The 11134-nt window shown below is 68.8% G+C and carries 10 protein-coding genes; 2 read left to right on the forward strand and 8 right to left on the reverse strand.

What is annotated here, in order from left to right; all coding sequences use genetic code 11:
* The 6 genes from ADBZ6I_RS12110 to ADBZ6I_RS12135 form a co-directional block, all read right to left on the reverse strand.
* Window positions 1-1190 (reverse strand): alpha/beta-hydrolase N-terminal domain-containing protein (locus ADBZ6I_RS12110; RefSeq protein WP_526384126.1); only part of this gene is annotated, 1190 nt, incomplete at its 3' end.
* Window positions 1187-3457, reverse strand: coding sequence for a phosphoribosylformylglycinamidine synthase subunit PurL (purL, locus tag ADBZ6I_RS12115; protein ID WP_526384144.1), 2271 nt, complete (start codon window positions 3455-3457; stop codon window positions 1187-1189). The genes ADBZ6I_RS12110 and purL, both read right to left, overlap by 4 nt.
* Window positions 3458-3472: 15 nt before the next feature.
* Window positions 3473-4759, reverse strand: coding sequence for a M18 family aminopeptidase (locus tag ADBZ6I_RS12120; RefSeq protein ID WP_526384128.1), 1287 nt, complete (start codon window positions 4757-4759; stop codon window positions 3473-3475).
* Window positions 4760-4763: 4 nt separating this feature from the next.
* Entirely contained in the window at window positions 4764-5438 is a 675-nt protein-coding gene (gene purQ, locus ADBZ6I_RS12125; RefSeq protein ID WP_526384130.1) for a phosphoribosylformylglycinamidine synthase subunit PurQ, read from the reverse strand.
* Complete coding sequence (gene purS, locus ADBZ6I_RS12130) at window positions 5435-5674, reverse strand: phosphoribosylformylglycinamidine synthase subunit PurS (RefSeq protein ID WP_526384132.1); 240 nt, start codon at window positions 5672-5674, stop codon at window positions 5435-5437. The genes purQ and purS overlap by 4 nt, the downstream gene beginning before the upstream one ends.
* A 57-nt stretch (window positions 5675-5731) precedes the next feature.
* A complete protein-coding gene (locus tag ADBZ6I_RS12135) occupies window positions 5732-6388 on the reverse strand; it encodes an ATPase (protein ID WP_526384134.1) in 657 nt (218 codons plus the stop codon).
* A 35-nt stretch (window positions 6389-6423) separates the two neighbouring features.
* Here ADBZ6I_RS12135 and ADBZ6I_RS12140 point away from each other — a divergent pair, with 35 nt between their 5' ends.
* Together ADBZ6I_RS12140 and ADBZ6I_RS12145 are read left to right on the forward strand one after the other, a co-directional pair.
* Window positions 6424-7062, forward strand: a complete 639-nt coding sequence (locus ADBZ6I_RS12140) for an MBL fold metallo-hydrolase (protein WP_526384136.1) — start codon at window positions 6424-6426, stop codon at window positions 7060-7062.
* Between the two features lie 11 nt (window positions 7063-7073).
* Complete coding sequence (locus tag ADBZ6I_RS12145) at window positions 7074-7874, forward strand: SDR family oxidoreductase (RefSeq protein WP_526384138.1); 801 nt, start codon at window positions 7074-7076, stop codon at window positions 7872-7874.
* A 5-nt stretch (window positions 7875-7879) separates the two neighbouring features.
* On the opposite strand, the gene ADBZ6I_RS12150 is transcribed toward ADBZ6I_RS12145, so the two are convergent.
* Together ADBZ6I_RS12150 and ADBZ6I_RS12155 are read right to left on the reverse strand one after the other, a co-directional pair.
* Window positions 7880-10006: a S9 family peptidase gene (locus ADBZ6I_RS12150; RefSeq protein WP_526384140.1), complete on the reverse strand. Its 2127-nt coding sequence runs from the start codon at window positions 10004-10006 to the stop codon at window positions 7880-7882.
* A complete protein-coding gene (locus ADBZ6I_RS12155; protein WP_526384142.1) occupies window positions 10003-10908 on the reverse strand; it encodes a phosphoribosylaminoimidazolesuccinocarboxamide synthase in 906 nt (301 codons plus the stop codon). Before ADBZ6I_RS12155 ends, ADBZ6I_RS12150 begins: the two co-directional genes overlap by 4 nt.
* Window positions 10909-11134 lie beyond the last annotated feature (226 nt).

An 11134-nucleotide genomic window follows, 5' to 3' on the forward strand; every position in this document is an offset into this window, starting at 1 on the left:
TCGGCCACGTCGTGCAGGTAACCGAAAGCGCCCTGCCCGGCTATCGACCCCAGACTCTCCCCGAACACAGCAAGCTTCGGCCTGGTCGAGGCCGGCCACTGCAGCCATCTGCGGTGGACCGCGTCAATCATGGACCGGCCCGACTCGACTGACTTGTCCCGGTCGGCGAGGAATGAGATCCAGCTCGGCAGGTACGAGTACTGCATCGCCACCAGGGCGGTGTCGCCGTTGTACATCGATTCGATCGACCGCGCCGCAACGGGATCCACCCACCCGGTACCGGTCGTGGGGATGATCACCAGCATCCTTCGGTCGAACGCCCGGGTGCGCTGCAGCTCCGACAGCAGCACCGCCACCCGCTCATCCGGAGTGGTGGCGGTCTGCAGGCCGACGTAGATGCGGATCGGCTCCTTGGCCGGGCGGCCGTTGAGTTCGGCCAGCTCCACGGCGCGCGGACCGGTTCCGGTGAAGTTGCGACCCTGAAAACCCAGCGAATCCCAGGCGGCGAAAGATCCTGGGCTACCTGATCGTTCGGGCTGCTGCGGCTGCTCGACCCCCGGCCGGGTGGCGGCGTTCTGGGGCTGGAACACCGAACTGGCCCCGGCCAGCAGACCGCGCACCAGCAGCCCGTTGACCACGGTGATGATGAGCACCACGACGATGGCGGTGCCGATGAACATGGCGACTTCGCCGTCGATCTGCCAGCGCCGGATCATCATCCGGGCCAGCGCCTTGATGAGGTCCTTCACCAGCCGGGCGACGGCGATCAACGCGCCGGCGGTGAGCAGCGCCACGACAACGGTGCGCAGATACGACGCGGTGGGCGGACCCTCGATTCCCATCAAGGCCGCGACCTGGCGCTGCCAGGCCGCGGCGGGGACCGCCATCAACAGGCTCGCGCCGATCGAGATGGCGATCACCCAGGCCTGCACCGTCAATCGCGGCAGGCTACGCAACGCGGCCCATAACCGTCCGCCCCGTAGGACAGCGCGCACGGCCATGCCGATCAGCACCCCGATGCCATAGCCGATGGCGGCGTTGATACCACCGATGACCCCACCCATGATCCAGTCCCGCGGCAGCAGCGACGGCGTGAGCGACAGGCAGAAGAACAGCGCGGAGAAGACGATGCCGGTGAAGTCCAGACGCAGTAGAGACCACGCCCAGGCCGCCCCCGACTCGCGCGTCATCCGAACAGACTGGGCAGCACCCCTTCGGATGTGCTGCGCAGTTCCTCCAGTGTCACGCTGAATTGGTCTTGGACCTCAACCGAATCCGATCCTTCATCGGAGACTCCGATCCGGGTGGCGGGCAGCCCCCGCGCCTCGCACATCGCCCGGAACCGGCTCTCCTCGGTGCGCGGGACCGCGACCAGCACACGCCCCGCCGACTCGGAGAACAGGAAGACGAACGGGTCCTCATCGTCGGGAAGCACGATCCGGCAACCGGTTTCGCCGGCCAGCGACGCCTCGACGACAGCCTGAATCAGGCCCCCCTCGCTGAGATCGTGTGCGGCCGAGCCGAGCCCGTCCCGCGAGGCGGCCACCAGGACCTCGGCGAGCAGTTTCTCCCGGGCCAGGTCGACCTTCGGTGGCAGCCCGCCGAGATGGTCGGCGGTGACCTGCGCCCAGATCGATCCGTCGAACTCGTCGCGGGTGTCGCCGAGCAGGAAGAGGCTCTCCCCCGGCTCGGCGCCGAGGCCCGTCGGCAGCCGGCGCCGCACGTCGTCGAGCACGCCGAGCACGCCGACCACCGGGGTGGGCAGGATCGGCGTAGCGCCGGTCTGGTTGTAGAAGCTGACATTGCCGCCGGTGACCGGAATGCCCAGTGCCACACAGCCGTCGGCCAAGCCGCGCACGGCCTGGGCGAACTGCCACATGACGCCCGGGTCCTCCGGGGAGCCGAAGTTCAGGCAGTTGGTGACGGCGATCGGGGTGGCGCCGGTGACTGCCACGTTGCGGTAGGCCTCGGCCAATGCCAGCTGCGCGCCGGTGTAGGGGTCGAGCTGGGTGTAGCGGCCGGAGGCGTCGGTGGACACCGCGATCCCGCGTCCGGTCGCCTCGTCGATCCGCAGCACACCTCCGTCGGCGTGCTCGGCCAGCACCGTATTGCCCCGCACGTAGCGGTCGTACTGCTCGGTGATGAACGCCCGGCTGCACAGATGCGGGCTGCCCAGCAGCGCAAGCAGAGTCGCGCGCAGTTCCGCGCCGGTCTTCGGCCGCGGCAACGACGCGGAGTTGTCGGCGTTGAGGGCATCCTGAGTGTCGGGGCGGGCCAGTGGGCGCTGGTAGACCGGGCCCTCGTGGGCGACGGTGCGCGGCGGCACGTCGACGACGGTCTCGCCGTGCCAGGTGATCACCAGCCGGTCGCCGTCGGTGACCTCACCGATCACCGTCGCCAGCACGTCCCACTTGCGGCACACCGCCATGAACGCCTCGACGTTCTCCGGGGTCACCACCGCGCACATCCGCTCCTGGGACTCGCTGGAGAGCACCTCGGCGGGGGTCATGTTAGCTGCTCGAAGCGGCACCCGATCCAGGTCGATGGCCATACCGCCGTCACCGGCGGAGGCGAGTTCGGATGTTGCGCAGGATAACCCGGCACCGCCGAGATCCTGGATGCCGACCACCAGCCCGGCTTCGTACAGCTCCAGACAGCACTCGATGAGCACCTTCTCGGTGAACGGGTCCCCTACTTGGACGCTGGGTAATTTCTTTCTGCCCGCACCTGATTCGTCACCGGAAAACGTATCGCTGGCCAGCACGGACACTCCGCCGATGCCGTCCAGACCGGTGCGGGCCCCGAACAGAATGATCTTGTTGCCGGCGCCGGAGGCGAAGGCCAGATGCAGATCCTCCTTGCGGAGCACACCGACGCACATCGCGTTGACCAACGGGTTGCCCGCGTAGGACGCGTCGAACACCGTCTCGCCGCCGATGTTGGGCAGGCCGAGCGAGTTTCCGTAGCCGCCGATGCCGCGGACCACACCATCGACCACTCGCCGGGTGTCCGGGGCGTCGGCCGCGCCGAATCGAAGCTGATCCATCACCGCGACCGGACGGGCGCCCATCGCCATGATGTCGCGAACGATCCCGCCGACACCGGTGGCCGCACCCTGGTAGGGCTCCACGTAGGACGGGTGGTTGTGCGACTCGACCTTGAAGGTGACGGCCCAGCCGTCGCCGATGTCGACCACCCCGGCGTTCTCGCCGATCCCGGCGAGCATGCCGGCGCGCATCTCGTCGGTGGTGGTCTCGCCGAAGTAGCGCAGGTGCACCTTGGAGGACTTGTAGGAGCAGTGCTCGCTCCACATCACCGAGTACATCGCCAGCTCGGCGTCGGTGGGCCGACGGCCCAGGATCTCCCGGATGCGCCCGTACTCGTCGTCCTTGAGTCCGAGTTCCCGGTAGGGCTGGGGGTGGTCCGGAGTCGAGGATGCGTGCTCGACGGTGTCGATTGTCACCGGGTCAGCTTATTCGGGGGCCAGGAAGGCCCGCAGCGCCGCGGCATAGGCGGCCACGTCGCGGGCCCCCATGAGTTCCCGCGCGGAGTGCATGGCCAGCTGGGGAGCCCCGACGTCGACGGTGGGGATGCCCGTGCGCGCCGCCGTCATCGGCCCGATCGTCGACCCGCACGGCAGGTCGGCGCGGTGTTCGTAGCGCTGCAGCGGCACACCGGCCTGACGGCACGCCAGTTCGAACGCCGCGGCGGTGCGCCCGTCGGTGGCGTAGCGCAGGTTGGGTTGCACCTTGAGCACCGGCCCGCCGTTGACCCGGATCAGGTGGGACGGCTCGTGGCGGTCCGGGTAGTTCGGGTGGGTGGCGTGCGCCATGTCGCCGGAAGCCACCATCGAGGCGGTCAGCGTCCGCAGGAAGTCCTGCCGGTCCCCGCCGCGGGCCAGCACGATCCGCTCCAGGACGGTCGGCAGCAGATCCGACTGCGCACCGTGGTCGGAGGTAGAACCCACCTCCTCGTGGTCAAACAGGGCCAGCACCGGAACGTACCCGTCGGGTTCGGCCGCCAGGAGTGCCTCCAGACCGGTATAGCAGGTGCCCTGGTTGTCCAGCCGTGGCGCGCTGACGAGATCACGCTCGGCGCCGATCAGCTGGGCGGGTGCCAGGTCGTGGGTCATCAACTCGGCGGACAGCAGGTCGCCGGGGGCCACGTCGAACCGCTCGGCGATGTAGTGCCATAAAGACCGGGGCCGCTCCCCCGACCCCCACACCGCGTCGAGGTGGCGCTGCGGGTTGAGCGACACCGCAGTGCGGTCCTCGGACAGGTGGATGGCCAGCTGCGGCACCCGCAGCAGAGGCTCGTCGATGCGCACCAGCCAGTGCGCGATCCCGCCGTCTGCCTTGCGGTCACGCACCGACAGCCGGCCGCTCAGGCCGAGATCGCGGTCCAACCACGAGTTCAGCCATGCCCCGCCGTAGGGCTGCAGGGCCACCACCTGCCAGCCGGCCACCGTGCGGTCCGGGTGCTGTTTGACCCGCAGGTTGGGGCTGTCGGTGTGTGCGCCGACGATGCGGAACGGCCGGTCGGTGTCACCGGTGGCGTGCGTTTCCCCGTTCCAGGCGATCAGCGACCCGGAGCGGACGGTGAAGAACCTGCCGCCACCCTTTGGCCAGCGGTCCGTCTCGGCCAGTTCGGTGTAACCGGCGCCCCGCAGGCGGGCCGCCGCAGTGGCGCAGACGTGAAAGGGCGACGGCGAGGCGTCGACGAAGTCGCACAGACCCTGCGCGGTGGCCCCACCGGTCATCGGATTAGACGGCCAGTACCGCGTCGAGGGCGGAATAGAACATGCCCAGCCCGTCGTCGGACGGTCCGGTGAGCGGCTCGGTGGCGTGCTCGGGGTGCGGCATCAGCCCGACCACGCGCCCGTCGGCCGAACTGATGCCGGCGATGTCACGCATCGAGCCGTTGGGGTTGTCGGCGTAGCGGAACACCACCCGGCCTTCGCCTTCCAGCTCGTCGAGCACGGATTCGCTTGCCACGTAACGTCCTTCGCCGGACTTCAGCGGAACCAGCAGCTGCGCACCGGCCTCGTAGCGCGATGTCCACGCGGAGTTGACGGAGTCCACCGTCAACCACACGTCCCGACAGATGAAGTGCAGCCCGGCGTTGCGGGCCAGCGCGCCCGGCAGCAGACCGGCTTCACAGAGGATCTGAAAACCGTTGCAGATGCCCAGCACCGGCATGCCGCGCTGCGCGGCGGCGACCACTTCGCCCATCACCGGGGCGAACTTGGCGATGGCCCCGCAGCGCAGATAGTCGCCGTAGGAGAAGCCGCCCGGCACCACCACGGCATCGACGCCCTTCAGGTCGGCGTCGCCGTGCCACAGGCTGACCGCCTCGGCGCCGGCCAGTCGCACCGCGCGGGCAGCGTCGACGTCGTCGAGGGTTCCGGGGAAGGTGATGACCCCGACGCGGGCGCTCATGCCGGATCCCGGGTGACGGCCCAGTCCTCGATCACCGTATTGGCCAGCAGCGACTCGGCGATCTCGGCCAGTTCGTCATCGGTGACGGTCTCGTCGACCTCGAGTTCGAAGCGCTTGCCCTGTCGGACATCGGTGATTCCGGGATGACCCAGCCGCCCCAGCGCGCCGACGATGGCCTGCCCCTGCGGGTCGAGGATCTCGGTCTTCGGCATCACGGTCACAATTACCCGGGGCACGGGGCTCCTTATGTCGGGGACGGTGCGGCTCTGTGCGCCGCTGATCCTACCGGCGGGTCAGGGGCAGGAGTCGATATAGGCGGTGCACAGCGGTGCGCCGAGCGCGTCGAGAACCGCGGTGTCGGTGACGGCCGGCCACGGCGTCTGCGGCGGGGCGTCGGACCACAGGGCCAATTCGGTGAGCGTGCTGTTGAGCCGGTCGGCGAGCAGGTATTGGCGCATGACGACCGGGCCGCTGATAGCGGCGGCCAGCCGGTCGGGCTGGTCGACGATGAGCGACGCCGACGCCGCCGGGTTGGTCGCCTGGCAGGCGCGCAGCGCCGCGACGGCGGCGGCGAAGACTTCCTCGACGCGATCGGCGCCCCACCACGTCTCGCCGCGCCAGTGCAGCACCTGGGCGCGCAGCTGCCACTGCCCTTTCGGGTTGGACACCTCGGATCGTTCGGCGACGACGTAGCTGCGCGGGTCGGAGGCGGCCGCTGGGGTGGCGCACAGCTCCTCGAAGGCGAACCGGGGTGATCGTGCCGTCACCGCCAATCCGGCGAGCTGCGGCCAGGAGTAGGTCGAGTCCAACGGGATGGCCGCCGGTGCGATCCAGGCGGTCTCGGGGATGCGGTTGCAGGCCGGCGGGCAGGTGCTGGCCGGTTCGGCGGCCGCCGGCGCGGCGACAGCGAGATAGGAGGCCATGACCCCTGCCGTGAGGGCAATCCGCATACCGCCGCCTCCTGTGAGCGCGCACAATCGTAGGCATGGAGTTGACGCATTTCGGTCATTCATGCCTGCTCGCCGACTTCGGTGTCGCCCGGCTGCTATTCGACCCGGGCAACTTCTCGCACGGCTTCGAGGGCATCACCGGCCTGTCGGCGATCCTGCTGACCCACCAGCACCCCGACCACGCCGACCCGCAACGGCTGCCCGCGCTGGTGGAGGCCAACCCGCAGGCGGCGCTCTACGCCGACCCGCAGACCGCGGCGATGCTCGGCGGGGACTGGCGGGCGGTCCACGTCGGCGACGAACTGACCGTGGACGGCCTGCGGATCCGCGGAGTGGGCGGCCGCCACGCGGTTATCCATCCCGAGATTCCGGTGATCGACAACATGTCCTATCTGGTGGGCGACGACCAGCATCCGGCCAAGCTGATGCATCCCGGTGACGCCCTGTTCGTCCCTAACGAACCGGTGCAGGTGCTCGCCACCCCGGCGGCCGCTCCCTGGCTGAAGATCTCCGAAGCCGTGGACTACCTGCGCGCGGTGTCCCCCGACCACGCCGTGCCCATCCATCAGGGCATCATCGCCCCGGAGGCGCGGGGCATCTTCTACGGCCGCCTGACCGAGATGACCGAGACCGACTTCCGGGTGCTCAACCCCGAAGCGGCCCAACGCTTCTGAAGGAGCCGGACGTGAGTGCAGCTGATCTGAGAAGACTTTTCGGACTGGACGGCAAGACCGCTCTGGTCACCGGCGGCACTCGCGGGATCGGCATGATGATCGCCCGCGGCCTGCTGCAGGCCGGCGCCGATGTGGTGGTCAGCTCCCGCAAGGCCGACGCCTGCCAAGAGGCCGTGGCCGCCCTGTCGGAGTTCGGGCCGGTGCGCGCAGTGCCTGCCGACCTGGCGCGACAGGAGGAGTGTGCGCGGCTGGCGGCTGACGTGCTGACCCGCGCCGACCACCTGGACATTCTGGTCAACAACGCCGGCGCAACCTGGGGAGAGCCGCTGCAGAGCTTCCCCGCCGCGGCCTGGGACCGGGTGATCGACCTCAACGTCAAGTCGCCGTTCTGGATGGTGCAGGAGCTGCTACCGGCACTGCGCAAGGCCGGAACACAGGACGATCCGGCGCGGGTGATCAACGTCGGGAGCATCGACGGGATCCACGTCAGCCCGATGCCGACCTACTCCTACTCCGCGAGCAAGGCCGCGATCCATCAGCTCACCCGGGTGTTGGCCAAAGAGCTCGGCCCGCAGCACATCACCGTCAACGCGATCGCGCCGGGACCATTCCCGTCGAAGATGATGGCGGCCACCCTGGAGGCGTTCGGCGAGGCGATCGCCGCCGCGGCGCCACTGCGCCGCATCGGCCGCGACGACGACATGGCCGGCATCGCAGTCTTCCTGGCCAGCCGGGCCGGCTCCTACGTCAACGGGGCGGTGATCCCGGTCGACGGCGGGATCGCCACGACGGCCAGCGGGTCGGCCAGCTAGACCGGCTAGACCGGCTCGGTCGGGGCGTCCTTGCCGTACCGATCCGGGTCCGCGGTCGCCAGCAGCCAGGCGAACTGGAACGCCGTTTCCTTCCACCGTTCGTATCGTCCGCTGATGCCGCCGTGGCCGGCCGCCATCTGGGTGCGCAGCAGCACGGGGCGCGGATCGATCTTGGTGTGACGCAGCGCGGCAACCCATTTGGCGGGCTCGACGTAGAAAACCCGGGTGTCGTTCAGCGATGTCATCGCCAGGATCGCCGGGTATTCCTTGGCCTCGACGTTCTCGTAAGGCGAGTAGGACTTCATGTAGAAGTAGACGTCGCTGTCTTCCAGGGGGTTGCCCCACTCGTCCCACTCGGTCACCGTCAACGGCAGCGACGGATCCAGGATCGTCGTCAGCGGGTCGACGAAGGGCACCTGCGCGAGGATGCCGGCGAACAGGTCAGGCGCCATGTTGGCCACCGCGCCCATCAGCAGGCCGCCGGCGCTGCCGCCCAGCGCCACCATGTTCCGCGGCCGGGTCAGTCCCTCGTCCACCAGGTGACGGCCCACGGCGATGAAGTCGGTGAAGGTGTTCTTCTTTTCCAGCAGCTTGCCCCGCTCGTACCACAGCCGGCCCATTTCACCGCCGCCGCGGACGTGGGCGACGGCGAAGACAGCGCCGCGGTCCAGCAGCGACAGTCGAGCGATGGAGAACCGGGGATCCTCGCTGGACTCGTAGGCGCCGTACCCGTAAAGCACTGTGGCAGCTGGGAATTCGACATCGACACCGTTGCGGTACATCAGCGAGATGGGGATGCGGGTGCCGTCCTCGGCGACCGCCCAGTCTCGGCGTTCGACGTAGTCGTCGCGTCGATAGTCACCCAAGACCGGCTGCTCGCGCAGCAGCGTCCGCTCACCAGTGGCCAGGTCGATGTCGTAGATGCGCATCGGGGTCACGAACGACGTGGCGCCGATCCGCAGCCGCGGAGCGTCCCAGTTGGGGTTGCCGCCAAGACCGCTCGCCATGAGTTCGGAATCGAAGGTGATCTCCGACGGCGTCCCGTAACCGCCCTCGGTAATCGGCCAGAGCGCAAGACTCGGCAGCCCCTCACGACGGTAGTGCAGAACAAAGTGCCGGGCGAAGGCGTCGACGCCCTCCAGCCGGACGTCGTCGCGGGCGGGGATCAGAGTCCGCTGCGCGGTGGGGTCGTCGACCGGCGCCTCGACCAGGGCGAAGTTCGGCGCCCCGTCGTTGTGCAGCATCAGGAACCGGTCCCCGCCGTCGACCACGACGTGATCGACCGTGTACTCCACCCCGTCGCGGCGGGGCAGCACGACGCGGAACTCCGCCTGCGGATCGGACGCGTCGGCAACGCGGACTTCGGAGGTGATCGCCGAACCCGCCGCGATGACGATGAAGGCATTGCTGCGGGTGCGGCCCACCGCCACCCAGAAACGCTCGTCGGGTTCGGTGAACACCTGCTCGTCAGGGCCGGTGTGACCGAGTTGGTGGCGCCATACGGTGTCAGGTCGCCAGGCCTCGTCGACGGTCGTGTAGTACACCGTGGCGCTGTCGGTCGCCCACGTCAGCCCGGCGTTGATGCCGGTGATGCGGTCCGGGTACAGCTCGCCGGTGCGTAAGTCCTTGAAACGCAGGGTGTACCGCTCATCGCCGACCACGTCCACCGAGTAGGCCAGGATGTGGCCATCCGGGCTGACACTGGCGGCGCCGACGGCGAAGTAATCGTGGCCGTCGGCTTCGGCGTTCTCGTCCAGGAGGATCTGCTCGCCGGGAAACTCGGTGTGCTCGTCGAGCACCGGCGGTTCCCAGTCATCAGGGCCCGAGATCGGGCAGCGGCAGTGCACGCCGTACTGCTTGCCCTCGAAGCTCCGGCCGTAGTACCACCAGTCCCCGCGACGCAGCGGCACCGACAGGTCGGTCTCCTTGGTGCGGGCCTTGATCTCGTCGAAAATCTTCTGCCGCAACGGCTCCTGGTAGGCGGTGGCCTCTTCGACGTGAGCGTTCTCGGCCTCGAGGTGGGCGATGACTTCCGGATCGGACTTCTCCCGCATCCACTCGTAAGGGTCGATGAACTCGTCGTCGTGGTGGACCCGCTTGGCCTCGACGCGCTTGGGAATCGGAGCGGTCATGCGACGCCTCCGATCCAGTCCGCGAACTTGCACCCCGAAATACGTTCGTAGGCCTCGATGTAGCGGCTGCGGGTGGCCGCCACGATCTCCTCGGGCAGCGGCGGCGGAGGTTGCGAGCCGTTCCGGTCCCAGCCCGAATCCGGCCCGGTCAGCCAGTTCCGCACGAACTGTTTGTCGAAACTGGGCTGCACCAGGCCTTCGGTGTAGGTGTCCGCCGGCCAGTACCGGGAGGAGTCGGGCGTGAATACCTCGTCGGCCAGCACCAGTCGGCCCCCTCCACCGACACCGGCATCGGCGCCGAATTCGAATTTCGTGTCGGCGATGATGATTCCCTTGTTCAGCGCGTGGTCGGCGGCCTGCCGGTAGGTGTTCAGCGTCAGGTCCCGCAACTCGGCGGCACGGGCCGCACCCACCAGGTGTGTCACCTCATCGAAGCTGATGTTCTCGTCGTGTTCGCCGAGCTCGGCTTTGGTCGCCGGGGTGAACAGCGGCTGGTCGAACTTGCTCGCTTCCACCAGGCCGGGCGGCAGCTGGATTCCGCACACCGCTCCGGTGCGCTGGTAGTCCTGCAGGCCCGAGCCGGTCAGATAGCCGCGCGCCACACACTCGACGGGGACCATGTCCAATCGGCGCACCACCAAAGCGCGGCCCAGCACCTCGGCCGGAATGCGCGGGTCGTCCGGTGGCCCCGCGAGGTGGTTCGGCGCGTCTACCAGGCCGAAGAAGAAGACACTCATCGCCGTGAGGATGCGGCCCTTGTCCGGGATGACGCTGTCCAGGATGTAGTCGAACGCCGAGATCCGGTCGGTCGCGACGAACAGCAGATGGTCGTCGTCGATGCGATAAAGCTCACGCACTTTGCCGCTGGCCAGGTGTCGGTAATCGGTCAGGGCGGGACGCACCGCGCCAGCCTAGCGGGGGGACGATGCGGCGCAACGGAGTGAGCCGCCCAGGAGCCACGCCATCGGTCCAGCGGGGCGACGATGCGGCGCAACGGAGTGAGCCGCTGAGGAGCCACGCCATCGGTCTAGCGGGGCGACGATGCGGCGCAACGAAGTGAGCCGCTGAGAAGCCACGCCATCGGTCTAGCGGGGCGACGATGCGGCGCAACGAAGTGAGCCGCTGAGA

The organism is Mycobacterium sp., from assembly GCF_044342925.1.
In the GTDB taxonomy this organism is placed as follows: domain Bacteria; phylum Actinomycetota; class Actinomycetes; order Mycobacteriales; family Mycobacteriaceae; genus Mycobacterium.

What these genes read in the sequence shown, in the direction of transcription:
- ADBZ6I_RS12140 (WP_526384136.1), top strand. Translation starts at nt 6,424, where the DNA reads ATGGAGTTGACGCATTTCGGTCATTCATGCCTGCTCGCCGACTTCGGT.
- ADBZ6I_RS12135 (WP_526384134.1), bottom strand. Translation starts at nt 6,388, where the DNA reads ATGCGGATTGCCCTCACGGCAGGGGTCATGGCCTCCTATCTCGCTGTC.
- purQ (WP_526384130.1), bottom strand. Translation starts at nt 5,438, where the DNA reads ATGAGCGCCCGCGTCGGGGTCATCACCTTCCCCGGAACCCTCGACGAC.
- ADBZ6I_RS12150 (WP_526384140.1), bottom strand. Translation starts at nt 10,006, where the DNA reads ATGACCGCTCCGATTCCCAAGCGCGTCGAGGCCAAGCGGGTCCACCAC.
- ADBZ6I_RS12120 (WP_526384128.1), bottom strand. Translation starts at nt 4,759, where the DNA reads ATGACCGGTGGGGCCACCGCGCAGGGTCTGTGCGACTTCGTCGACGCC.